Below are 26,284 nucleotides of genomic sequence, written 5' to 3' on the forward strand. Positions count from 1 at the left end.
ATGAAAATGTCACGTCGTGCATACGCAGAAATGTTTGGTCCAACGGTTGGTGATCGTATTCGCTTGGCTGATACAGAGCTTTTTATTGAGGTTGAGCAAGATCTAACGACCTATGGTGAAGAAGTTAAGTTTGGCGGTGGCAAAGTCATTCGTGATGGAATGGGGCAATCTCAACTTTTAGCCGATGAAGTTGCCGACACTGTGATTACTAATGCTTTGATTGTAGATTGGTGGGGGATTGTAAAGGCGGATGTTGGCTTAAAAAATGGTCGAATCTGGAAAATAGGGAAAGCAGGAAATCCTGATATTCAACCTAACATTACCATTCCTTTAGGTGCTGCAACAGAAGTGATTGCGGGTGAAGGGCAAATTTTAACGGCAGGTGGTATTGATACTCACATTCACTGGATTTGCCCACAGCAAGTTGAAACTGCACTTATGTCGGGTACAACAACAATGGTGGGTGGCGGAACAGGACCTGCAGCAGGTACTTCGGCAACGACAGTGACTCCAGGGCCTTGGCATATTGCGACCATGTTGCAGGCGATTGATGATTTGCCTATGAATATTGGTCTATTGGGTAAAGGGAATTTAAGTTTACCTGACCCCATTCGCGAGCAAATTAAAGCAGGAGTAATTGGATTAAAACTACATGAAGATTGGGGATCAACTCCTGCGGCTATTGATAACTGTTTGAGCGTTGCAGATGAGTATGATGTACAGGTCGCAATTCATACGGATACTTTAAATGAAGGTGGTTTTTTAGAAGAAACGCTAGCGGCATTTAAAGACCGTACGATTCATACTTACCATACCGAAGGTGCGGGCGGCGGGCATGCTCCCGACATTTTAAAAGCAATTGGGCAAAGTAATGTGTTGCCATCTTCGACCAACCCAACACGACCTTATACGATCAATACCATTGATGAGCATTTAGATATGCTCATGGTATGCCACCATTTAGACCCTGCAATTGCTGAAGATATTGCTTTTGCAGAAAGTCGTATTCGCCGTGAAACCATTGCTGCTGAAGATATTTTACAAGACTTAGGTGCAATTGCCATGATGTCATCTGACTCTCAGGCAATGGGACGTGTGGGTGAAGTGATTTTAAGAACTTGGCAAACTGCCCACAAAATGAAAGTACAACGTGGTCCATTAGAGGGTGACAATGAGTTTCATGATAACAATCGCGTTAAACGCTACATTGCCAAATATACAATTAACCCGGCAATTACCCATGGTTTAAGTCATGAAATTGGTTCGGTTGAAGTCGGAAAACTTGCTGATTTAGTATTATGGAAGCCTGCGTTTTTTGGCGTGAAACCTTCCATGATCATTAAAGGTGGCATGATTGCGGCAGCGCCAATGGGTGACATTAATGCTTCAATTCCTACACCTCAACCAGTGCATTATCGTCCAATGTTTGGTGCTTATCCACGTGGTGTGCATAACACCTGTATTACCTTTTTATCTCAAGTCGCAATTGATGAAAAAGTTGCTGAGAAGCTAAATCTTAAAAAGTTAATCAGTCCGTGTAAAAACACGCGTTCAATTACCAAAGCCGATATGAAACATAATACATATTGTCCTGTTATGCAGGTTCATCCTGAGACTTACGAGGTGCGGGCCGATGGTGAATTACTAACGTGTGAACCTGCTGACGTATTACCGATGGCACAACGTTATTTCTTGTTTTAATGAATTTATAGAGGTGATTTGCCTCATTACCTTATATATGAAAGAAATAAGTAAGGAGAGAAAAGCTAAATGAAAATTTACACCCAACGTCTTGAAGATATTTCTCCTGATCAGGCATTTGAAACGGTTGAGCTAACGTTTGATACCCGCCAAAAATCACGTTTTCGAGCGGCTTTAGCGAGTGGCGTAGATATTGGTGCGGATTTGCCACGTACCGGCATTTTGCGTAGTGGTTCATATATTGCAACGCAAGAAGGGGATGTATTACGTGTCGATGCCAAACCTGAAAGGTTAATGCAAGTCACTGCTCAGACTGAATTTGATTTGCTTAAAGCGGCTTATCATTTAGGTAACCGACATGTGCCATTAATGCTGACACCAACAGCTTTATATTTTGAGCCTGATCATGTGCTTGCAGAAATGGTGGAAGGTTTGGGGCTTGCTGTGACAGAAACCGATCATCCGTTTGAACCTGAAAGCGGTGCCTATGCACAGCATAGCCATGACCATCGTTTAAGCCCAATCAAAGCTTTACACCATGTCCACTCATAATGCTGCGCAATTACTGCAACTGCTGACATTGTCTTCTACGGCATTGCCAGTTGGAGCATATTGCTATTCGCAAGGTGTGGAAACCGCCATTGATATTGGCTTAATACACGATGAATCCTCGGCAATTGCTTACTTTGAAGAAGTGCTTGAAATGCTGCTAGTACGCTTTGAGTTGCCTGTACTTAAACGTCTTATGCAACATTATGATGACCCAGATCAGTTTCTAATTTGGGCACATTTGTATAAGGCAAGCCGAGAAAGTAGAGAGCTTTTGGCCGAATCTCAGCAACTCGCATTTTCTTTAAATGCATGGATTAAAGATGTTTTAAAGAAAACAGTTGAGGTTAAAAAGCAGTTTGGTTTTGTGCCTGTCTATGCGCAGCTTTGCGGTCGTTTAGAACTTAAAGATGTGGATGTACTTACGGCGTATACCTTTACCGTTTTAGAAAATCAGGTTCTAGCCGCAGTAAAAACTGTCCCATTGGGCCAAATGGCAGGACAAAGAATTTTATGGCATTTGCATGGGCGAGTACCACAAGCTGTAGAGAAGGCTTTAAAACTTAAAGATGAGCAATTGAGTAGTGCTTTGCCGCGCTATGCCATGCTGAGCATGAAACACGAAACTCAATATTCACGGTTATTCAGATCTTAAGTTTAGGAAAAAGGATAAAAATCATGACAGAACGTAGTCCATTACGAGTCGGAATTGGCGGACCAGTCGGTTCAGGTAAAACAGCACTTACGCTTAATTTATGCCGTGCCTTACGTGATAAATATAATATGGCAGTGGTGACAAATGATATTTATACCAAAGAAGACTCAAACTTTTTAACCCGTAATGAAGCGATGTCACCAGATCGTATTGTAGGTGTCGAGACAGGTGGTTGCCCGCATACAGCAATTCGTGAAGATGCTTCAATTAATTTAGCTGCGATTGATGATCTGTGCGAAAAATTTGATGGCTTAGAACTCATTATTATTGAAAGCGGCGGTGATAATTTAGCAGCAACATTTAGTCCAGAGCTTTCTGATTTAACTTTATATGTCATTGATGTAGCAGGTGGTGAAAAGATTCCTCGTAAAGGAGGACCGGGTATTACCAAGTCAGATTTACTGATTATTAATAAAACTGACCTCGCACCTATGGTGGGAGCAAACCTTGATGTCATGGACCAAGATGCAAAACGCATGCGTGGTGAAAAGCCATTTTTATTTTCAAACATGAAAACACAAGATGGGCTTGAAGAAATTATTCAATTTATTGAGAAGCAAGGGCTGTTTAAGGCTTAAGGAGTAACTATGAACTTCATTAAAAAATGGAGCGTTGGGCTCCTTAGCATGTTACCTGCGTTAGCTATGGCTCATCCAGGGCATGACCATGTACATTCAGGTTTTATAGCAGGCTTTATTCATCCGTTTACGGGGTTGGATCATTTAATAGTGGCTTTAGGCTTTGGTGTCTTGCTTTGGTCGGCAGCCAAACAGTGGAAAATTGCTGGCGTCATCACTTTAAGTATCACCTTAGTGATTGGCTTTTTGGTAGGTGCTCAAGGTTTGGTACCCGCCAATGTTGCTGAATACGGTATTGTTGCTTCTTTAATTATTACAGCGATTGCGCTATGGACAAAATCAAATCGGATTTTACCTATCGCTGCCGCTTTACTCGCAAGCTTTCATGGGATAGCTCATGGTGTTGAGTTAGCACATGCAGGGCATATTGTGGCGTTAGTAATCGGTATGGTTACTGGTATGGCACTTATCTATTGTGGTGGGCTTGCACTAGGTGCAGTATTTACACGTTATGTGCCATATGGCAAAAAAATTGTAGGTGCCTGTGCAGCAGTTGTTGCAGTGATTGGTTTGAGTTAATTAAAACTTTGTAGCGAAAAAAGGTAGCTTTAAGCTACCTTTTTTGATTTGCAAAATAAAATGTGTGTGCATAAAAATATTTATACTGTTTTTACAGCGATGGTTATCTTTTATAGTGGAGATGTTCAGGCCTATGATTTTTTTCAACTAGAAAGTGATGATTCTGCTTTATTAAATACAGATCAGTTGTTAGATCAATCAGATTTAAACTTGGAACAAAGGCGGTTGGCGATTGAGCATGATGATGAAGTTAATAACTATAATGTGCTCAAAAACGAATTTTATTCAAATGAGCGTTGGGTGATTTATAATTATACAGCCTATGATACGGGGCAACTTCATAGCAAAAGCATCACTGGTTTAACGAATCATATTAATATTCAAGATTTATCCATTTCAGTTGGGTATGGAGTTAACTATAGTGTTAACCCAAGACTGAAAATTGGTTATGAATATATTTCGAGTTTTCCTTACGATCGAGGTCAACTCATACGATTTTTTACGATCTATCTATTCTGAAATACAAAATTAAAATAATCGAATTCAAATAAGATAGATCAGGTAAAGTAATTCGTTATAAAAATTCTGCATGATTAAATTTTCTGATAAAGACCTGCATGGACTGTACCAGCTTTGGTTGTTTTAACTTGCTGCCATGTTGCAGGAAGGTGAAGCTGAGATAAATCTCGGTCAGCTTCAACATAAATGTACCCATTATTTTTAATATGTGAGTCTGCTAAGTGGGCAAGTTCTTGCCATAAATTAAGACTATAAGGAGGGTCTAAAAAAACGACATCAAACTGTTCTTTTAGGCGTGGTAGAGCTTGTTGAGCAGTTGCATTAATTAAATGGCAATTCTGCGCTTTGAGCAATTGAATATTATCTTTTAAAAATCGTGCCTGCGTCTTATCTGGCTCAATCATATAAACAGATGTAGCACCGCGCGATAATGCTTCAAAGCCTAATGCCCCAGAACCTGTACAGATATCGAGAACATGAGCGTTTTGAATGTCCCACATGAGCCAGTTAAATAAAGTTTCGCGGACACGATCGGGAGTTGGTCTTAATCCTTCAATACTGGCGAATGGTAAAACTCGTCTTTTCCATTCGCCCCCAATAATGCGTAATTGATTTTTCATTATTCATCGACCTCGTTTGTAGCAGGACGAGTTGGTGTTGCCTGTGGAGTAGAGGCTGCTGCGGAAGTCGGAGCAGAGGTCGCTGGAGTAGAGCTGGCACTTTCATTACCACTTGGAAGTTCACCCGGTTTAATCCCAGCAGTCATCAGGCCACCATTGACTTGATGGTTGGCTGGTCGAATCGGATTTTTCTTACGGGTTAATAACCAGTAATCAAACACGGGTTTAGCAAGTTGGGCTGCTGAACCACCATGACGGCCATTTTCCCAAATAACTGCAATAGCGATTTCTGGTTTATCAGCCGGAGCAAAGCCAACAAAAAGACCGTGGTCAAGTTGGCGTTCACTAAGCGCAGCTTCGTTATAACGTTTGCCTTGAGCAATACTTTTAACCTGTGCTGTACCTGTTTTTCCGGCAATTTGATATAGCGGTGTACGGATGCCACGACCAGTACCTGATTGAATTACATCAATCATGGCTTCTCGCATTTTTACCCAATCTTCATCTGTACCATTGAAATTAATTTTTCCATCAGGTGCATTACGTACGGTAAAAGGTTTTGCACCATGGGTTGCACGTAAAACATGTGGAACTACATGCGAGCCGTGGTTTGCCGTAATGGCAGTTGCCATGGCGAGTTGTAAAGGAGTTGCGGTAAATGCACCTTGACCAATACTGACTGAAATCGTTTCACCTTTCATCCATTTGGATTTGCGTGTACGCATTTTCCATTCAGGATTTGGATATAAGCCTTCACTTTCACTTGGTAAATCGACACCTGTTTTTTGGCCAAAGCCGAATTGACGCATCCATTGGTTCATCTGATCGATGCCCATTTGATTGGCCAAAATATAAAAATAGGTGTCACAAGACATGATAATGGCTTTGTGCATGTTCACGATGCCATGGCCGGTTTTTTTCCAGTCACGGAATTTGTGTGAGTCACCCGGTAAATGGAAATAACCAGGGTCGGAAATAGCAGTAGCCCAATCGACAATTCCATAATGTAAACCGCCCATCGCTTCCATTGGCTTAATGGTTGAACCAGGAGGATATACACCTTGTACTGCGCGGTTATAAAGAGGCTGATCTATATTGTCACGTAGAGAACTATAATCTTTATGATTAATACCCGTTACAAATAAGTTAGGGTTAAAACTTGGGCTTGAAACCAACGCAAGAATTTCACCGGTGCGTGGGTCTATCGCAACAATTGCACCACGTCGACCAGCGAGTTGTTGCGACGCGACAACTTGCAAACCATAATCTAATGATAAGTAGAGATCGTTACCACGGGTTGGGTCTTTACGACCTAAGTGACGCAAAATATTACTATGAGCATCTGCTTCTACAGACTCATAACCAGGTGTTCCATGAAGTAAATCTTCATAGCTTTTTTCTACACCAATTTTACCAATCAGGTTTGTTCCAGCATATAAATCTTTATCAATACTTTTTAATTCTTTATCGTTAATACGGCCAACATATCCAATCACGTGAGCAAATAAATCACCATGTGGATAATAGCGCGTCATTTGAGTTTCAATTCTAACCCCGGGGAACTTGTATTTAACTTCACTAAACTTGGCAATATTTGTCTCGGTCAAATTCAGTTTAATGGCCACACGTTCAGTTTTACGTGCTGTTTTAATGCGGCTTTTAAAACGATCTACATCTTCTTGAGTGAGTTCTAAAATAGGCTGTAATTGTTCAATAACGGTATCAACGTTCTCAACATCTGCTTTACTTAATGTCGCGGTAAAAACAGGATAGTTATCTGCCAGTAAAACCCCATTGCGGTCATAAATATAACCACGAGCAGGTGGAAGGGGTTGTAGGCGAATACGGTTTTTATCCGATGCTGTCGAGAACTCATCATAATGAAAAATTTGTAGATAAGCGTATCGGCTGGCTAGTACCAATAAACAGATAATCACAAGCCCTACGGCAAAAAATATACGACCTCGATAAATGCGCTTTTCTTGCTGGATATCTTTTAAAGGAAAGTGCTGTTTCATACGGATCGACTTAATGACATAGGGTGAGAAAAATAGCTGCTTATTCTAACGCAAGCGCACTTAAAATATCGCATATTTTTCAAAGTTTCAGTGAAGAGGCAAATTGGCTTTTTTGACTTTGTAGACAACAAAATTGTAGAGTCTTGTATATAAGAAGCAAAATAATTCTGTTAAAGTCTCTCATTCAATAGAATAGGGTTGTTCTCACCATACGATTAGGGAAAATGGAGAAAATAATGAGAAAAATTTATCCCTTACTTGCAGTTTTGACAGTAAGTAGTTGGGCACATGCTCAAGATTACTCATTTCTTCCAGAAGCAAAATTAGCAGATCATAAAGCATCTACCTGGAATGTAGGCGCCGGTTTTACACAAAAATTGTTACATCTCAATGGTGAGTGGGTAAATCCTTATGGAATTGCTTACGCAAAAGTTGGTGCATTTTTAAATGGCGATAAAACTGCTGGAGGGCAAGTCGGATTCCGCTATCCGTACTACCTTACTGGAACAGATAAAAATGGTTACTATATTGGCTTTTATGCTGGACATCTTGATAGCAAATCGGTAGATGGAGATTATAAATCTCGTTTAGGTGCTGGTGTCGATTTGGCATATGTATTGTTGAATTCAGAAAGAATTAGTACGTTTAGTGTGGGTATTGGCGCAGCGGAAAAATTAACGGACCAGAATGGTGATGTTGCTGCAGATACTAAACCACAAATTCAATTTTCTTATTCTCTAAGTTTTGGTTTATAAAACAAAGCAGTTTATCGTTAACTCGCCATAAGCAGAGCACAAATAAATACGAGAGTCTTACATGTTAGAGTACGTCAGCGGATTGTGGCAGACCTTTTTACACAGACCTGATTTTTGGGCCGTTTTGAGTATCATTCCGGTCACTGCCTTTGTCACATGGGCACATGTGTGGATGGCTTTAAAAATGGTGTTTTACCCAATCAAGTTTTGGGGATTTCATTTAGGTCCTTTACCAGTCGGCTGGCAAGGTATTGTGCCACGTAAAGCAGGACGTATCTCTGGAATTATTACCGATAATACTTTATCGAAGTTAGGTTCTTTGCGTGAGTTTTTAGAGGCAATGGACCCTGAAGACATGGCACGTATTATTGGTGAGCAAGTCGGATTTGAACTTGAGCATTTGATTGATGAAGTGATGATCGATCGTAATGCAGTGCTTTGGGAAAATTTACCCTATTCAATTAAACGCCGTATTTATGCTCAAGCGCATAAGCAATTACCAGGTGTACTCAGAGAATTAGTGACTGAGCTGACTATGAACGTTGAGTCACTGGTTGATATGCGTGAAATGGTGGTGAGCCAAATGGAAGGTGATCGCCGTTTAATGGTACGTATGTTTTTAAAAGTTGGACAAAAAGAAATCAACTTTATTTGGCATATTAGTGCACTAATCGGGATGTTCTTTGGTGTTTTCCAAATGGTGGTCTGGTTTGTGGTGCCTTGGCATTGGACAGTACCTTTTTGGGCGTCTATTTGGGGCTTTTTAACTAACTGGATTGCAATCTGGATGGTATTTAACCCGATTGAACCGCATTACATTCGTTATCCGCAAATATTTAGATTAACAAAAGATCGTAAGTTCCCTTGGATTGTACCTGTTTTACGAATTGGTACTTATAATGTTCAAGGGGCTTTCATGAAGCGTCAAGAAGAAGTTTCAGAAGTCTTCTCTAGCGTAGTGACAGAAGATCTGATTACGTTAAAATCAATTATGACAGAAATGATGTATGGTTCACGCAAGGACAAAACGCGTCGTATTGTTAAACGTCATATTAACGAAATCATGGAAACTCCACTTGTTCGAACATCTTTACAGCTTTCTTTAGGCCCAAGAGAGTATGCAAGGTTAAAGACGGACTTGATTGATCGTTCAATTGAAATTACGATGGGACCGGTATGTGACCCTGCACTAAATGCAAGCCGGGCACAGAAGATTTTTCAAATGTTTAAAGAGCGTATTCGTGAACTAACACCAAAAGAGTTTCAGAATTTGTTACGTCCAGCATTTCAAGAGGACGAGTGGATTCTTATTGTACTAGGTGGGGTAACCGGATTTATTGCTGGTACAATACATTTGTTTGTGGCTTTCTTATAATTCGAAGTCGGGCAGGATCTATTGAAGATCAATGAAACTAAATCTGCCAGACCTCACATTCATTGTTTTAAATGAGGATGTTTTTTATGCGCATTATCTTACTCGGACCACCTGGGGCAGGCAAAGGTACTCAGGCTCAGTTGATCTGTAAGCGCTACAATATCCCACAAATTTCAACCGGTGATATGCTCCGTGCTGCAATTCGTGAAGGTACTGAATTAGGTTTAAAAGCTAAAAGTGTGATGGAATCTGGCGGTTTGGTTTCAGATGAACTCATTATCGGTTTAGTAAAAGAACGTATTGCTCAACCTGACTGCGTGAATGGTTGTATTTTCGATGGCTTCCCACGCACTATTCCTCAAGCAGAAGCTTTGGAAAAAGAAGGGATCAGCATTGATCATGTAATCGAAATTGATGTACCTGATGAAGAAATCGTAAAACGTCTTTCTGGTCGTCGTCAGCATCCAGCTTCTGGTCGTGTTTATCACGTTGTATACAATCCACCTAAAGTGGAAGGTAAAGATGATGAAACTGGTGAAGATCTTGTTCAACGTCCAGATGACCAAGAAGAAACAATCCGTAAGCGTTTAGCGTCTTATCACACTGAAACAGAACAATTGGTTGGTTTCTACCAAGGTCGTGCTGCTTCTGGTGAAAACGCGCCAACTTATGACAAGCTTGATGGCTTGCGTACAATTGAAGATGTACAAAAAGATTTGTTCAACATCTTAGACAAATAATTTAATATTATTTGTAATACCGAGCCCTCTTTGTGAGGGCTCTTTTCTTTCATTAAGTGCAGGAGAATGATTTGAAAATCATTTTGATTTTGGTGGTATTGCTGAGTCTGGCACTATTGTTATTTTTACTGTATCAAAGCTACAAAATGCTGAGAAAAGTACAAAAACAAACGAAAGAAGAAAGAAAACAGCAAAAGCGTTTAAAGTAACTAAATTGGGTATAAGCTATACCCAACTTTTATTCTGCCTCAATGTTTTTAACCGCAATTTGTTTTTGAGCACCAAACTCAAAGCGGTCCGGCCAGTTACATACATCAGCAACCACGCACTCTGAACATTTTGGTTTACGGGCAATACAGCAGTAACGACCATGTAATATCAGCCAGTGATGTGCATCTAAAATAAATTCTTTAGGAATGACCTTTACTAAACGGTGTTCAACTTCAAGAACATTTTTACCTATTGCTAAGCCCGTTCGGTTTCCAACACGGAAAATATGGGTATCGACAGCCATAGTCGGCTGACCGAATGCAGTATTTAAAACCACATTGGCTGTTTTACGGCCTACGCCTGGCAAAGCTTCCAAATCTTTTCGGTTACTTGGAACTTCACCGTTAAACTGCTCCATTAAAATCTTACAGGTCTTGATAACATTTTCGGCTTTTGCGTTATAAAGACCAATTGTTTTAATGTACTCTTTTAACCCGTCTACGCCTAAGTTATAGATTTTTTCAGCGGTGTTCGCAACAGGATAGAGCTTATCAGTTGCTTTGTTGACACTAACGTCGGTTGCTTGCGCCGATAACATAACGGCAATGAGCAATTCAAATGGTGATGAATATTTTAATTCGGTCTGTGGAGAAGGTCTTTGTTCACGAAGGCGTTCAAAGAAAATTTGAATCTGCTTTTTCGTCATATTTTTGACGGCCATTCAGACCTCCTGTAATTGAATGAGTTGCTGTTGTAGTTCATCAAGTTGAAGACGCTTTTTGGCATCTTCTCGAACACTGAGCTGCTTTTCCAACTTTTTAATTTGTGTACGAATTTTCGCTAATTCAATTGTGGTTTTTGCATCGCTTACAATTGCTTCTTTTGGCTTCTCGATGAGCTGAATTGAAGGTAAATCATCAAGTGCTTGAGAGAACTGTGCAAACAGCTGGGTATCGATTTCAGCACGTACAACAGGGCCTTTGCGGTGAATACGGCGTTTTTCTTCACGTTGAATATGCGCGTAATAACGTTGTCGTAAATCATTTTGCTCCGCAATGCGTTGCTGTTCGCTTGGCAATGCTTGAGTGTCTTCGACTAGATCAATACAGTCAACTGGGCAGGGTGGAATACATAACTCACAACCTGTGCATAGATCAGTCAAAATTGTATGCATGAGCTTACCACTACCAATAATGGCATCTACTGGGCAGGCATTAATACATTTTGTACATCCGATGCATTCATCTTCGCGAATAATTGCCTTCATGCGTTGTGGGCGTCCATCCGCCTGTACAGGCCAGACACTCGTTTCAGCAGGTAATAATGGGCGATTTAATAATTGTGCCAGTGCATCGGCCACTGGCTGTCCACCAGGAACACATTTATTTGCTTCTTCACCTTCAGCAATGGACTTTGCGTAAGGTAGACAGCCGTCACGGTGCCCACACAGACCACATTGTGTTTGTGGTAGTAACGCATCAATCTCGCGTATGAGAGAAATAGATGGATTCATAGAGGAAAATAGCTTGCTTAAAACGATGCGATAATGAAGAAAAACCTAAGTAAGGTCAATGGATTTTAACGAATTTATTGGCTTTTTGATTGACCTAAAATGTCGCCAATATTGCACAATAATAGATCAATAAAAGTGAAAAGATAAATGACTATTATTGATTGTTAGACAGTTTTCCTAAAAATAAGTTTATGATAATTAAGAAAAATAAAATAATTTAAAATAACTATTGTTAAAATTGATGGAAAGGGATTTAATATTTTGCTGCTAAATGATGCATTTTAAAATGTATTGCACCAATTTAATTCATTACTATGCTGAGGACCGTGCATTGAAATATAACAACCTGAATGAATTCCTGAATTACGTGCAAGCGCGTGATCCGCATCAACCTGAGTTCTTACAAGCTGTCGAAGAAGTAATGACGAGTTTGTGGCCATTTATTGAAAAAAATCCAGAATATGCCGAGCAGGGGTTGCTAGAACGTTTGGTGGAACCAGAACGTGTGATCCAATTTCGCGTTTCATGGATGGATGATCAAGGCCAGACTCAAGTTAACCGTGCTTTTCGCGTTCAATACAATTCAGCAATTGGTCCATTCAAAGGTGGAATGCGTTTCCATCCATCGGTCAATCTATCAATTTTAAAATTTTTAGGTTTTGAGCAGACTTTTAAAAACTCACTGACGACTTTACCAATGGGTGGGGGGAAAGGTGGTTCAGATTTTGATCCTAAAGGTAAATCTGATGCTGAAATTATGCGCTTCTGCCAGGCATTAATCATTGAGCTTTATCGCCATTTAGGACCCAATACGGATATTCCAGCTGGGGATATTGGCGTGGGGGCACGTGAAGTTGGTTATATGGCAGGTATGATGAAAAAGCTGAGTAATGACACCGCTTGTGTCTTTACCGGTAAGGGAATTTCATTTGGTGGTAGCTTAATGCGTCCTGAAGCAACTGGTTATGGTACGGTTTATTTTGCAGAAGAAATGCTAAAAGCCCGTGGACAATCTTTTGCTGGTAAAACTGTTTCCGTTTCAGGCTCTGGTAACGTCGCACAATATGCGGCAGAAAAGGCGATGTTCTTAGGGGCAAAAGTTGTTACTTTGTCGGACTCAAACGGCACAGTTTATTTAAAAAATGGTTTTACAGATGAGTTGCTTGCTGAAGTTATGGAACTCAAAAATATCCAGCGCGGCCGTATTTCAGAATTTGCTTCTAAGCATGGCTTTGAATATTTTGAAGGGAAGACACCTTGGCATATTCCTGTAGATATTGCCTTACCATGTGCAACACAAAATGAATTAACTGGCGAAGATGCCAAAATGCTCATCGCTAATGGAGTAATTTGTGTGGCTGAAGGCGCTAATATGCCATCTACACTTGAAGCTGTTGAGCATTTTATTGAAGCTAAGATTTTGTATGCGCCTGGTAAAGCTTCTAATGCGGGTGGGGTGGCAACTTCTGGTTTAGAAATGTCTCAAAATGCGATTCGTTTAGGCTGGACACATGCTGAAGTCGATGAACGCTTACATGCAATTATGAAAGATATTCATGCCAATTGTGTTAGATACGGTACTAAAGAAGATGGTACTGTGAATTATGTAGATGGTGCCAATATTGCTGGTTTTGTAAAAGTTGCTGATGCGATGCTTGCACAAGGTATTTATTAAAATATAGAAATAAAAAAATCCGATGCAAAAGCATCGGATTTTTTTAGTCTAAAACTTATTTTTTAGGCTTTTTAACGAGTTCTTGTTCTACAACCATATCTAACACATCTGCTTGGCTAGATTGATCTGCTGCCGGGTTTTTCACTTCAAAACGTTTTACACGTAAGATTACGCGTTGGTTTGGATTGTGTTCAAAACCTTCGATTTGACCGTAATATAATGACCAATTTTTGTCAGCGTAAGTTTTTACGCCTTTGTCATCATATTTAACTTCACGAACTTGCAAGCAAGTTTGTGGTGCAACACCTGTGCAAGATTTAGTTTCTGGCGCTACTTCAAGGAAAACAGTTTTACCTTCAGATTGATATTTTGCTTCAGGTGTCATTTTACCTGTGAAAGTATATTTCTGGCCTTGAGCGTCAGTTACTGTCAATGTTGGTTGATCAACATTTGTTGTATTAAGTTCAAATGGAATCGCACGTTTTTGGAAGAGGCTGCTAGAGAATTGTTCCTGTTTCATTAAAGCAGGTTCACAAGCCATCATAGTTGACATGACATCAGTCGTTACAATCGTATTGTTTTCAACTTTCCAAGTGGTGCCTTGGCGGTTACAACCCGTATCAATTGATAAACGGTCGTTTGTAAAGTTAAGAACAATCGGCTTTTTAGTATTTTCAGGCTGGTATGACCATGAATAATCAGTTAAAGCTTGAGTATTGGTTGCTTTTTCGCCTTGGAAAATATGCTTTTGACCTGCTTTATCTGTCACGCTTAAGATTACCTGACCATTGTTATTACTAATTTCGATTGGCAATTTCGCTTCACTAAAGATGCTATTAGACAATTGTTCTTGTTTCATTAAATCGTCTTGGCAAGCCATCATTGTTGATGCAAGTGGAGAAGTTACAAGTTGGTTGCCTTCAACTTTCCAAGTACCGCCTTGGCCATTACAGCCAGTGTTAATTGCTAATTTACCGTCTGCATTAAAGTTAAGAATAAGTGGCTTAGATGCTTTTACATTTTGATAAGTCCAAGCATATTCACTTAAAGTAGTCGCAAGATTTTGTTGTTGCTCAGATACAATTGGAGCTTGAGTGTTTGAAACTGTTTGACACGCCATCAAAGAAAAAGGTAATAACGCAAGAATTAAATATTTAATTTTCATTTAAAAAAACTTCAAGTAAAAAAACAACAGCACTAAGCTTAAAACATTCTTAAAAAAAGAAAATGTAAACATTTGATTGTTTCGGTTTTTAAAATGTATAAGTTTGTAAATTATTCTATTTTTCAACAAAAATAATGGTATACCCCGCAAAACGGGGTATTTTCCAAAAATTAATCAAAGCGGTATATATCCATACCTAGTGAGCCCATTGTGAAGCTACTATGAACAATCGTAAAACGATGTCCCGTACCCATAGCAAAAAACAAAGGTGCAAAATGCTCAAGTGAAGGATGATTACGTTTCACAAACGGCAGGGTTTGCCACTCCAGTACACCATCATAGTCTTGATGACTCAACTTACTGACCACTGTATTTCTAAAAGTTGAAGCCCATTCAGGTACTTTTGAATTGTCACCTTGCCAAGACAGTTCAGCAAGATTATGAGTAATACTTCCAGAGCCAATCAATAAGATTTGTTTTTCACGTAAAGGTGCCAGCGTTTGGCCAATCCGATAAATTTCCTGTGCAGTTAAGCCCATTGGTAAAGAAATTTCAACAACAGGAATTTCTGCATCTGGATACATATGTAAAAGAGGCATCCATACGCCGTGGTCACGAGGGCGAGTGCTATTGGCATGTGCGACAAAATGAGCATCTGCTAACAACTTCAAAATTTCTTCTGCAAGCTCGGGTTGACCTGGGGCAGTATAGCGAATTTCATACAACTCTGGCGGGAAACCACGGAAGTCATGCCAAGTTTCCGGACGAGTCGAACTACTTACTTCGAGTGCTTTACTTTCCCAGTGAGCAGACATCACTATGATTGCCTTTGGAGTAGGCAGATTTACACTAAGACGATGTAAGGCAGGACCCACTTGTTCTGGATCAAGTGCAAGCATGGGTGAACCATGTGAAATAAACAGTCCGGGAAGGGTTTGTAGTTCCATTTCATTACACCTGAGTTGAAAAGCAGAATAATAGTCATTATGCCAAAATCAGGACATGTTAAAAGTATCCTGATTTCAACGGATTGTTCTTAAAATGAAACGTTTGTTCTTTTTATGCACGGTGGTAGGGATGATTATGATTAATACTCATCGCTCGGTATAGTTGCTCGATTAATAAAATACGTACTAAAGGGTGCGGCATGGTAAGTTTTGAAAGTGACCAGTGCCAAGCAGCGGCTTTACGTACCTGATCTGACAAGCCATCTGGGCCACCAATAGCGAGTGCCACATCATTACCTTCAAGCATCCATTGTTTCATGGTGTCTGCTAGTTTTTCTGTGCTGAGCTCGCGTCCGCCAACTTCTAAAGCAATAAGGGTCTCATTAGGTTTTAAGGCATTTAAAATACTTTCTCCCTCGATTTGGCAGTATTTTAAAATATCTGCTTCTGAATCATTTTTACCGCGTTTTGCCATTGGGAGTTCAATAACCTGAGTTTGAACAAAAGGCTGGATGCGTTTGAAATAATCTTCAAAACCAGTAAGTACCCAAGCAGGCATTTTTTGACCAATGGTCAGAATACGAATTTTCATGGTGTCTATTCAGTCAAAACAGCTGGCACATTATACCTGAGGAGAGGTTAACTGCGGGGGAGTAAGTGGGCATAAAAAACGCAGTCCAAAAAACGGTGTTGGACTGCGATCAAATGATCATCTGTCTGGAGTTCAGATGATCATAGAGAATAAAAACAAGGCTATCTGTGACATAAGATAGACAAGAGCAAATAATAGAATTAATTACTCTTACTTCTTATTATGAGGATGGTTGGATATTTTTCAATCAAATTGTGTAACAAAAAAAAAGAGAGCCGAAGCCCTCTTTTTTTTATATGTGAATTAGTGACGCGCTGCTTTTGAGCCTTCCACCGGTTTTACAATCGGTGTTTTAGGTAAAGGCTTTGGCATCGAAGTTAATGCTAAAGGTAAGATTTCATCAATGCTTTTCACAGCTTTGATTTCTAATCCTTCTTTCACATTGTCTGGAATTTCTGCCAAATCACGAACGTTATCTTGAGGAATAAAGACGAGCTTGATTCCACCACGATGTGCAGCAAGAAGTTTCTCTTTCAAGCCACCGATACGCATCGCACGACCACCTAGACTTGTTTCACCTGTCATTGCAATATCTGGTCGAATCGCAATTCCAGTAAATGCTGATACAAGTGCAGTTGTTAATGCTAAACCAGCAGATGGACCATCTTTTGGAGTTGCACCTTCAGGTAAGTGAACGTGTACATCAGTTTCTTCAAAGCGAGATGCTTCAATTCCAAGTTCATCGGCACGTGTGCGTACTACAGTCATTGCTGTGGTAATTGATTCTTTCATTACATCACCGAGTGAACCGGTTGTAATGAATTTACCTTTACCTTTAACAGCTGCAACTTCAATAGTAAGCAATTCACCACCTACAGAAGTCCATGCCAAGCCATTTACACGGCCTACTTGTGCTTCATCTTCGGCCATACCAAAGTCAAATTTATGTGGACCTAGGTATTCAGGAAGATTGGCAGAGGTAACGTCAAGCTGTAAGTTTTTAGATTTTTTACTTACCGCTTCTTTTACGACTTTACGTGCAATTTTAGAAACTTCACGTTCTAAATTACGTACGCCAGCTTCACGTGTATAGCGTTGAACAATGTCACGAATCGCTTCTTCATGAATAGTTAACTCTTTTGGACGTAGGCCATTGTTCTTAATTGCTTTAGGAACAAGGTAACGCTCAGCAATGTTAACTTTTTCATCTTCGGTATAACCCGGTAGACGAATAACTTCCATACGGTCCAATAAGGCTTCTGGAATATTCATGCTGTTTGCAGTACAGATGAACATCACTTCAGAAAGATCAAGATCAAGATCTAAATAGTGATCGTTGAACTTACTGTTTTGTGATGGATCAAGCACTTCAAGCAAAGCTGAAGCAGGATCACCACGGTAGTCTTGTGCCATCTTGTCAATTTCGTCGAGTAAGAACAATGGGTTCTTCACACCAACTTTTGTTAAAGACTGCACGATTTTACCTGGCATCGCACCAATATAAGTACGACGGTGTCCACGAATTTCTGCTTCATCACGTACGCCACCAAGCGCCATGCGAACAAATTCACGACCTGTTGCTTTCGCTACTGATTCACCAAGTGAAGTTTTACCAACCCCTGGAGGTCCAACCAAGCAAAGGATAGGGCCTTTGAGTTTTTTCACACGTGATTGAACAGCTAGGTATTCAACAATACGATCTTTAACGTCATCAAGACCATAATGATCGGCATCAAGAATCTCTTGCGCTTTGTTCAGGTTAATACTGACTTTGCTCGCTTTGTTCCATGGCGTATCTAGAATTACTTCTAGATAGTTACGTACCACAGCAGCTTCACTAGATGCAGGCTGCATTGCTTTAAGTTTACGGAACTCAGCTTCGGCTTTTTTACGTACGTGTTCAGGTAAATCAGCTTCAGCAAGACGTTTCTCTATTTCAGCAACGTCATCTTCAGCACCGCCATTCATATCGGAAAGTTCACGTTGAATGACTTTCATTTTTTCATTTAGAAAGTATTCACGTTGGTTCTTTTCCATTTGGCGTTTTACGCTGTCATGTAAAGTTTGCTCAATTTGCTGTTCAGCAGATTGATTCATCAAGTAGTTCATCAACTCTTGCAAATGAGCTTCAAACTCATCGTACTCTAAAAATTTCTGCTTAATTTCAATATTTAGAGGCACACGAGTTGCTACGAAGAACATCAATTGCAATAAGTCTTCGATTTTGTTGGCAGCAGCAACCAGTTCACGTGCATTACGTAATTTTGCTTCTGCATATTGAGCAAATAAATTACGTAACTCTTGTAAACGAGTTTCTTGCGTTGCCTTATCTACATTAATCGTCATTGGACTTAATTCATGTTCGGCAGTCAAATAACTATCTTCATCGATAATTTTTTTCAACTTAGAACGATGTAAGCCTTCAATAAGTACTTTAATGCAGTTTTCATCATTTTCATGATTAACTACTTGTACAATCTTAGCGACTGTACCGTACTGGTATAAATTGTCGTGATCAATTTCTTCTGTAAGCGAATCTTTTTGCGCAACTACAAATACTAAATTGTCACTGTTACGAGCCACATCAACTGCATTGATCGATTTTTCACGACCCACAAATAGCGCAATCTGCATGTGTGGATAAACCACCACATCACGTAAGGCTAATAGTGGTAATACACTTGGAACCTGAGGCTCTAAGTCAGTTTTTTCATTCATAATAAGTTCAGACATGGGCACTCCTAATGAGTGACAACGAGGTTGCCATGTTTTTTATAGTGATGTGTATTTTAAAAATTACAAGGGCATGACAATAGAAAATGTTGAAAAAAGGACTAATTTAGTCAACTTTTTTTTAAAAATGTTATGAATCAATAGATTAATTCTTAAGAAGAATAAAATTTTGTAGAGCGGCTACTCATTTTTACTTAATAATTCTTCTTCTCTTACTGGAATGAGACTTGTTTGTAAGTAAAATTATTTGTTTAGTTTTAATTTTAAAATACATATTTTTATTAAGTATATTTAAATATTAATTATTTATATCATTTGTCTGATATTAGAATAATCACACTATAATTTATAATATACACCTGTATTTTTATAATATATTTTAAATAAAATGAGATATTATTTTTTAGAGCTAATATTCTATTTTTTTGAAGTAAAATTGATTTTTTAAAATATTTATATTTAATTAATTTGATAAAAAATAAACATTTATTTAGAGTTATTATTCTATTTTAAAATAAAGTTACTTATTATTAACAAAAACAACACGCAATATTTATAATTTAAATTTTATTAAATTAATTCAAAAACTTAAAATTAATTAAAAAAATATATTTTGTGATTAAAATCACAAATTTTCTTATCATTGTTTCGGTTTTATATTTACCCTTTAAATTTATTCAATTAGGATGCCGCCTCTTTTTTTGGGGCCAAAAATTTTAAAAATGTATTTGTACATTTTTATTGGTCGTTGAGTTCGGTATTTGTCTGAGAAGTTTTATGAATAAAGTTTACAAGGTCATTTGGAATGCTTCGATTGGAGCATGGGTTGCAACCTCTGAAATTGCAAAAAGTAAAACAAAGACTAAATCAAAAACTTTAAATGTATCAGCGGCAGTTTTATCGGGTGTAATTTGTTTTGCTCCAAATGCTTTTGCTGGGACAAATACCGAAGGGGGAATAGGCCAAGGAACATCCATTTCTGGTACAACTTCATGTCGTGAAGGAAACGCTAATACGGCTAATCAAAAAGATATTGCTATTGGCTGCGGGGCACAAACTCAAGACCGAACTGGCTCTAACATCGCAAATCGTAATAATCCATATAATAATTCTACCGGTGCTTATGCTGGCGCAATGAAACAAGGCGGAGCAATCAGTGTTGGTACGGGGGCTGTAGTTGAGAAAGGCCTAGGAACAGCAATAGGTTCTTATGCGACGACTCAAGGTATTTCAGGTGTAGCAATTGGTACGGGTGCTTTATCTTCAGGAAATACTGCTCTTGCAGTTGGTCGTCAATCTGCAGCGACAGCCGACTTCTCACAAGCTATTGGTAATGTTGCTGCTGCGACGGGTAAAGGTTCTTTAGCCATAGGGCATTCAGCCACTGCGGAAGGTTACCGTTCAATTGCGATTGGCTCACCAGATATTGAAAATGCTGACCCTGTTGCTGGACAGGCAGGCGCTGCTTATCAACCAAAAATGGCTACTAAAGCAACGGGTAAAGACTCGATTGCATTTGGTGGTGGCGCAATTGCCACTGAGGAAAATGCTTTAGCAATTGGTGCATTTTCAGAATCTAAAGGTAAAAAGTCTGTTGCAATTGGTACAGGCGCAAAAGCACAAAAAGATAATGCAGTTGTTATTGGGGACCAAGCAGAAGCTAGTTTTGAAGGCGGCGTAGCAATTGGTAAAGGTGCCCGTTCTGAAGCGGAAAACAGTATTGCTTTAGGTAAAGATTCAAAAGCCAGTCAAGCAACTGGTGAAAGTTTCTTGACTAAACAATCAGCACCAACAGGTGTTTTGTCAATCGGAGATATTGGAACGGAACGCCGTATTCAAAATGTGGCAGATGGTGCAGCAGATTCTGATGCTGCAACTGTGCGTCAGTTAAAAGCTGCTCGTACCCATTATGTCAGTATTAATGACAATGGTCAGCAAGGTGGTAACTTTGAAAATGATGGTGCGACTGGTCGTAATGCTATTGCTGTAGGGGTAAATGCTTCTGCTGCTGGTCGTGAGGCAATGGCGATTGGTGGTAGTGCACAGGCAATAGGTTCTGGTGCTATTGCAATGGGAAGTAGTAGCCAAACTGTAGGACGTGGGGATGTTGCTATAGGTCGTAATGCATCGACTCAAGGTGCCGAAGGAGTCAATAGTAATCAATCTGTTGCGATTGGTGATCAGACGAAAGCAATTGGGGATCAGTCAGTAGCAATTGGTGCCGACGTGATTGCAAAAGGAAATTCATCAGTTGCGATTGGTGGCGATGACGTTGATAAAATTGCACGTGATACGGAATTAAGTAATACCTATACGGAAATTACTGGTGGTACTTTACAGGCAGGTAAATATCCAACAACCGAAGCGAATCATGGTTCAACTGCTGTTGGGGTTCAAGCTGTAGGTACAGGAGCGTTTTCTTCTGCTTTTGGTATGACCTCTAAAGCAACTGGTGATGCTTCTTCTGCTTTTGGCGTCATGTCAAATGCTTCGGGTAAAGGCGCCGCTGCATTCGGCGCTGTTGCACAAGCAACAGGTGATGGCGCATCGGCAATGGGTATTAACTCATTGGCATCGGGTACAAATTCAACAGCAATTGGCTCTGGTAATAAACCGGGTGAAGGAGCAAAAGCGACTGGGAACAGTTCTGCAGCAATTGGTAGTGGTGCGCAGGCAACAGGTGATAACTCAGCGGCAATTGGTAAAGGAGCTGAGGCTACAAATGAAAATGCTGCTGCTGTAGGTGGTGGTGCTAAAGCCACGGGTAAAAATGCTGCAGCGATTGGTGGCGGTGCAATTGCCGATCAAGAAAATGCAGTTGCAGTTGGCCAAGGTGCTCAGTCATTAGTTGAAGGTGGCGTTGCTTTAGGCGCACGTAGTAAAGTAGAAGCCAAAAATAGTGTTGCTTTAGGCCAAGATGCTGTAGCGACAGAAGCAACAGGAACTTCTTTCCTGACTAATCGTGATGCTTCTCAATCTAATGGTGTGATTTCTGTTGGGTCGGCTGGAAAAGAACGCCGTATTACCAATGTAGAAGATGGCTCAGCTGACTCAGATGCAGTAACAGTACGCCAGCTTAAAAATGTTGATAGTCGTGTTAATCAAAATACGAGCAATATTGGTAAGAATACCCAGAATATTACTAACCTGAATCAGAAGTTAGATGATACAAAAACGAATCTAGGTAATCAGATCACAGATACAAACAAGAATCTGAATGATGCCAAGAAAGACCTTGGTATCCAGATTACTGATACCAACACCAAGTTAAATACCACTAAAGATCAATTAACAACTCAGATTAACGACACTAAAACTGAGTTAAACAACACGATTGGTAATACGAAAACTGAACTAAATACCAAAATTGACAACACCAAGACAGAGCTTGAAAACAAAGGCTTGAACTTTGCTGGTAACAGCGGTGCAGATGTACATCGTAAACTTGGTGACAAGCTTAATATTGTAGGTGGTGGAGCTGCTTCAACTCCGGCGGCTAAGACCAGCGGTGAAAATATTATTACTCGCACAACTCAAGATGGTATTCAGATTGAACTGTTAAAAGACTCGAAGTTTGACAGTGTTACCACTGGCAACACCACCTTAAATACGAATGGTTTGACGATTAAAGAAGGCCCAAGCATTACCAAACAGGGCATTAATGCTGGTAGCAAACAGATTACCAATGTAGCTGATGGTATCAATGCCAAAGATGCAGTAAATGTTGATCAGCTCACCAAAGTTAAAGAGAACTTAAATGGCAGAATCACTGACACGAATAATCAATTAAATGATGCGAAAAAAGATTTAGGTAATCAGATCGCGGATACCAACAAGAATCTGAATGATGCCAAGAAAGATCTTGGTAACCAGATTACTGATACCAACACCAAGTTAAATACCACCAAAGATCAGCTAACAACTCAGATTAACGATACTAAAACTCAGTTAAACAACACGATTGGTAACACCAAGACTGAGCTGAATAGCAAAATTGACAACACCAAGACAGAGCTTGAAAACAAAGGCTTGAACTTTGCTGGTAATAGCGGAGCAGATGTCCACCGTAAGCTTGGTGAGAAGCTCAACATAATCGGTGGTGCAGCTGCTTCAACTCCGGCGGCTAAAACCAGCGGTGAGAACGTTATTACTCGCACAACTCAAGATGGTATTCAGATTGAACTGTTAAAAGACTCGAAGTTTGACAGTGTTACTACCGGCAACACCACCTTAAATACGAATGGTTTGACGATTAAAGAAGGTCCAAGCATTACCAAAGAAGGCATTAATGCTGGTGGCAAACAGATTACCAATGTGGCTGATGGTATCAATGCCAAAGATGCAGTAAATGTTGATCAGCTCACCAAAGTCAAAGAGAACTTAAATGGCAGAATCACTGACACGAATAATCAGTTAAATGATGCGAAAAAAGATTTAGGTAATCAGATCGCGGATACCAACAAGAATCTGAATGATGCCAAGAAAGACCTTGGTAACCAGCTTACTGATACCAATACCAAGTTAAATACTACCAAAGATCAGCTAACAACTCAGATTAATGACACTAAAACTGAGTTAAACAACACAATTGGTAACACCAAGACTGAGCTGAATAGCAAAATTGACAGCACTAAAACCGAGCTTGAAAACAAAGGCTTGAACTTTGCTGGTAATAGCGGGAGTGATGTCCATCGTAAACTTGGTGAGAAGCTTTATATTGTGGGTGGTGCAGCTGCGTCAACTCCGGCGGCTAAGACCAGCGGTGAGAACGTTATTACCCGTACTACCAAAGATGGTATTCAGATTGAACTGTTAAAAGACTCGAAGTTTGACAGTGTTACTACCGGCAACACCACATTAAATACGAATGGTTTGACTATTAAAGAAGGCCCAAGCATTACCAAACAGGGCATTAATGCCGGCGGTAAGAAAATTACCAATGTGGCTGATGGTATCAATGCTAAAGATGCAGTGAATAAGAGTCAGTTGGACAATCTTGCTGCCAAGCAAAATGCAACCGATGATGCTGCGGTAAAATACGATGATGCTAAAACTAAAGATAAAGTTACCTTAAAAGGTAAAGACGGTACGGTTTTAGATAATGTGAATGCAGGCCACATTTCATCGACTTCAAAAGAAGCAGTAAATGGTAGCCAAATTCACAAGATTTCAAACAGTATTAAAAACAGTATTGGTGGAAATACCGTTGTTAATCCGGATGGTAGTCTGACGACCAATAACATTGGTGGAACGGGTAAAAACAACATCAATGATGCAATCAAGTCTGTAGATGACAAAGTTACAAACGGTATTAAGGATGTTGAAAACAAAGGCTTGAACTTTGCTGGCAATAGTGGGACTGATGTCCATCGTAAACTTGGTGAGAAGCTCAATATTGTAGGTGGTGCAGCTGCTTCAACTCCGGTGGCTAAGACCAGCGGTGAGAACGTTATTACCCGTACTACCAAAGATGGTATTCAGATTGAACTGTTAAAAGACTCGAAGTTTGACAGTGTCACTACGGGCAACACCACATTAAATACGAATGGTTTGACGATTAAAGAAGGTCCAAGCATTACTAAAGATGGCATTAATGCCGGCGGTAAGAAAATTACCAATGTGGCTGATGGTATCAATGCCAAAGATGCAGTGAATAAGAGTCAGTTGGACAATCTTGCTGCCAAGCAAAATGCAACCGATGATGCTGCGGTGAAATACGATGATGCCAAGACCAAAGATAAAGTTACCTTAAAAGGCAAGGATGGTACGGTTTTAGATAATGTGAAAGCAGGCCACATTTCATCGACTTCAAAAGAAGCAGTAAATGGTAGCCAAATTCACAAGATTTCAAACAGTATTAAAAACAGTATTGGTGGAAATACCGTTGTTAATCCGGATGGTAGTCTGACTACTAGCAATATTGGTGGAACGGGTAAAAACAACATCAATGACGCAATTAAGTCTGTAGATGAAAAAGTCACTAATGGTGTAAATGACTTGACTCAAAAAGGGCTAAATTTTGGTGCGAATGACCAGAAAACAACCCAAGGCAAAGCAGTTCACCGTAAGCTTGGTGACACTATCAATATTGTAGGTGGTGCGGACGCAAAAACTGCTGAAGATAAAACTAGTGGCGAGAACATCATTACCCGTACCACAGAAGATGGTGTCAAAATTGAGATGTTAAAAGATGTGAAGTTCGATAGCGTGAATGTCGGGGGCCATGTCTTAAATCAACAAGGTCTAATCATCAAGGGTGGGCCAAGCATCACAGTGAATGGTATTAATGCAGGTGGTAAACAAATTACCAATGTTGCAGACGGTATTAATGCAAAAGATGCGGTGAACAAAGGCCAATTAGATAAGAAAATTAACGAAGTTAAAGATCAAATTGGTAAAGATATTGGCAAGCTTTCTGACCATGCTGTGCAGTATGACAAAGATAAAAATGGCAATGTCGACAAGAACTCAGTCACTTTAGGTGGTGGAGAAAAAGGTACCAATCTGAAAAATGTAGCGGATGGTAAAGTTGCTGAAGGCTCTAAAGATGCCGTGAATGGTGGTCAATTATGGAATGTTCAAAATCAAGTCGATAAGAACTCGAATGATATTAAGAATATTCAAAATAACATCTATAACATTTCTAATGGTAAAGCTGGTTTAGTTCAACAGCAAAAACCAAATGGTGAAATCACGGTCGGTAAAGATACTGGTGGTACTAGCATTAATATGGCTGGTAAAGAGGGCGATCGTGTTGTTCAAGGTGTTAAAGATGGTGAGATTAAAGCTGGTTCGAACCAAGCTGTAAATGGTGGTCAAATCCATAAAATTTCAGAAAGCATCAAAAACAGTATTGGTGGAAATACTACGATTGATCCTAAAGATGGCTCAATTACAACCAACAATATTGGTGGTACAGGTAAGAACAATATTAATGATGCGATTGGGACCTTAAACCAGTCGAACCAAGAATTGGGTAACAAAATTACCAATCTGGGTGATCAGTTACAACAAGTGTTCTATGACACCAATAAACGTATTGATGGCGTTGAGAAAAAAGCTAATGCAGGTATTGCCGCTGCCATGGCCTTAGAAAATGCGCCGTTTGTAGCAGGTAAATATACCTATGCTGTTGGTGCTGCATATCATGGTGGTGAGAACGCAGTCGGTGTGACCTTACGCAAAACCTCTGACAATGGCCGTTGGTCAATTACAGGTGGTGTGGCAGCTGCTTCTCAAGGTGAGCCAAGCGTCCGCGTTGGTATTAGTGGTGTGATTAATTAAGAAACTGGTTGGGAGG

General features: G+C 39.8%; 20 protein-coding genes. 12 read left to right on the forward strand and 8 right to left on the reverse strand.

All coding sequences use genetic code 11. From position 1 onward, the window contains the following. The 6 genes from ureC (at window position 1) to KNQ97_RS11355 (ending at window position 4,641) form a co-directional block, all read left to right on the forward strand. Complete coding sequence (gene ureC / locus KNQ97_RS11330; protein ID WP_253612232.1) at window positions 1-1,701, forward strand: urease subunit alpha; 1,701 nt, start codon at window positions 1-3, stop codon at window positions 1,699-1,701. 69 nt (window positions 1,702-1,770) lie between these two features. After that, the gene (gene ureE, locus KNQ97_RS11335) at window positions 1,771-2,253 is read left to right on the forward strand and encodes an urease accessory protein UreE (protein WP_000708730.1); all 483 of its coding nucleotides are present in this window, start codon (window positions 1,771-1,773) and stop codon (window positions 2,251-2,253) included. Next, complete coding sequence (locus KNQ97_RS11340; RefSeq protein ID WP_000103638.1) at window positions 2,240-2,905, forward strand: urease accessory protein UreF; 666 nt, start codon at window positions 2,240-2,242, stop codon at window positions 2,903-2,905. The genes ureE and KNQ97_RS11340 overlap by 14 nt, the downstream gene beginning before the upstream one ends. A gap of 23 nt (window positions 2,906-2,928) precedes the next feature. Continuing rightward, window positions 2,929-3,543 carry an urease accessory protein UreG gene (gene ureG / locus KNQ97_RS11345; protein WP_000140200.1) on the forward strand — a complete coding sequence of 205 codons (615 nt, stop codon included), beginning with the start codon at window positions 2,929-2,931 and terminating at the stop codon, window positions 3,541-3,543. Between the two features lie 9 nt (window positions 3,544-3,552). After that, entirely contained in the window at window positions 3,553-4,122 is a 570-nt protein-coding gene (locus KNQ97_RS11350; protein WP_111850081.1) for a HupE/UreJ family protein, read from the forward strand. Between the two features lie 60 nt (window positions 4,123-4,182). Then, window positions 4,183-4,641: a hypothetical protein gene (locus KNQ97_RS11355; RefSeq protein WP_249668509.1), complete on the forward strand. Its 459-nt coding sequence runs from the start codon at window positions 4,183-4,185 to the stop codon at window positions 4,639-4,641. Between the two features lie 74 nt (window positions 4,642-4,715). Here KNQ97_RS11355 and rsmD read toward each other — a convergent pair whose 3' ends face one another. Together rsmD and mrdA are read right to left on the reverse strand one after the other, a co-directional pair. Beyond that, window positions 4,716-5,261 (reverse strand): 16S rRNA (guanine(966)-N(2))-methyltransferase RsmD, encoded by a 546-nt coding sequence (gene rsmD, locus KNQ97_RS11360; RefSeq protein WP_253612233.1) that lies wholly within the window; start codon window positions 5,259-5,261, stop codon window positions 4,716-4,718. Continuing rightward, window positions 5,261-7,279 carry a penicillin-binding protein 2 gene (gene mrdA / locus KNQ97_RS11365; RefSeq protein ID WP_000809155.1) on the reverse strand — a complete coding sequence of 673 codons (2,019 nt, stop codon included), beginning with the start codon at window positions 7,277-7,279 and terminating at the stop codon, window positions 5,261-5,263. The genes rsmD and mrdA overlap by 1 nt, the downstream gene beginning before the upstream one ends. Before the next feature lie 236 nt (window positions 7,280-7,515). On the opposite strand from mrdA, the gene KNQ97_RS11370 reads away from it, so the two are divergent. From KNQ97_RS11370 to KNQ97_RS11385, 4 genes are all read left to right on the forward strand, one after another. Then, entirely contained in the window at window positions 7,516-8,034 is a 519-nt protein-coding gene (locus KNQ97_RS11370) for a hypothetical protein (RefSeq protein ID WP_001227325.1), read from the forward strand. Window positions 8,035-8,095: 61 nt separating this feature from the next. After that, entirely contained in the window at window positions 8,096-9,409 is a 1,314-nt protein-coding gene (locus KNQ97_RS11375; protein ID WP_000895449.1) for a membrane protein, read from the forward strand. A gap of 86 nt (window positions 9,410-9,495) precedes the next feature. Then, window positions 9,496-10,149, forward strand: a complete 654-nt coding sequence (adk, locus tag KNQ97_RS11380) for an adenylate kinase (protein WP_001220244.1) — start codon at window positions 9,496-9,498, stop codon at window positions 10,147-10,149. A 71-nt stretch (window positions 10,150-10,220) separates the two neighbouring features. Then, entirely contained in the window at window positions 10,221-10,358 is a 138-nt protein-coding gene (locus tag KNQ97_RS11385) for a hypothetical protein (RefSeq protein ID WP_253612234.1), read from the forward strand. A gap of 29 nt (window positions 10,359-10,387) precedes the next feature. Here KNQ97_RS11385 and nth read toward each other — a convergent pair whose 3' ends face one another. After that, complete coding sequence (nth, locus tag KNQ97_RS11390; protein WP_000279329.1) at window positions 10,388-11,080, reverse strand: endonuclease III; 693 nt, start codon at window positions 11,078-11,080, stop codon at window positions 10,388-10,390. Beyond that, complete coding sequence (locus KNQ97_RS11395) at window positions 11,081-11,872, reverse strand: RnfABCDGE type electron transport complex subunit B (protein ID WP_001069886.1); 792 nt, start codon at window positions 11,870-11,872, stop codon at window positions 11,081-11,083. It lies immediately after the preceding gene. Between the two features lie 271 nt (window positions 11,873-12,143). Here KNQ97_RS11395 and gdhA point away from each other — a divergent pair, with 271 nt between their 5' ends. After that, window positions 12,144-13,547, forward strand: coding sequence for an NADP-specific glutamate dehydrogenase (gene gdhA, locus KNQ97_RS11400; protein ID WP_253612235.1), 1,404 nt, complete (start codon window positions 12,144-12,146; stop codon window positions 13,545-13,547). Between the two features lie 55 nt (window positions 13,548-13,602). On the opposite strand, the gene KNQ97_RS11405 is transcribed toward gdhA, so the two are convergent. The 4 genes from KNQ97_RS11405 to lon form a co-directional block, all read right to left on the reverse strand. Further along, window positions 13,603-14,712, reverse strand: coding sequence for an META and DUF4377 domain-containing protein (locus KNQ97_RS11405; protein ID WP_000696025.1), 1,110 nt, complete (start codon window positions 14,710-14,712; stop codon window positions 13,603-13,605). 170 nt (window positions 14,713-14,882) lie between these two features. Further along, complete coding sequence (locus KNQ97_RS11410; RefSeq protein ID WP_005129308.1) at window positions 14,883-15,659, reverse strand: dioxygenase; 777 nt, start codon at window positions 15,657-15,659, stop codon at window positions 14,883-14,885. Window positions 15,660-15,771: 112 nt separating this feature from the next. Continuing rightward, the gene (gene rlmH / locus KNQ97_RS11415; RefSeq protein WP_000702193.1) at window positions 15,772-16,251 is read right to left on the reverse strand and encodes a 23S rRNA (pseudouridine(1915)-N(3))-methyltransferase RlmH; all 480 of its coding nucleotides are present in this window, start codon (window positions 16,249-16,251) and stop codon (window positions 15,772-15,774) included. A gap of 303 nt (window positions 16,252-16,554) precedes the next feature. Beyond that, window positions 16,555-18,984 carry an endopeptidase La gene (gene lon / locus KNQ97_RS11420; protein ID WP_001292274.1) on the reverse strand — a complete coding sequence of 810 codons (2,430 nt, stop codon included), beginning with the start codon at window positions 18,982-18,984 and terminating at the stop codon, window positions 16,555-16,557. A gap of 777 nt (window positions 18,985-19,761) precedes the next feature. Between lon and ata the strand changes: the two genes are divergently transcribed. Continuing rightward, a complete protein-coding gene (ata, locus tag KNQ97_RS11425; protein ID WP_253612236.1) occupies window positions 19,762-26,268 on the forward strand; it encodes a trimeric autotransporter adhesin Ata in 6,507 nt (2,168 codons plus the stop codon). The last annotated feature ends 16 nt before the right edge of the window (window positions 26,269-26,284 follow it).

This window comes from Acinetobacter sp. UC24323 (genome assembly GCF_024151445.1).
Lineage (GTDB): Bacteria > Pseudomonadota > Gammaproteobacteria > Pseudomonadales > Moraxellaceae > Acinetobacter > Acinetobacter baumannii.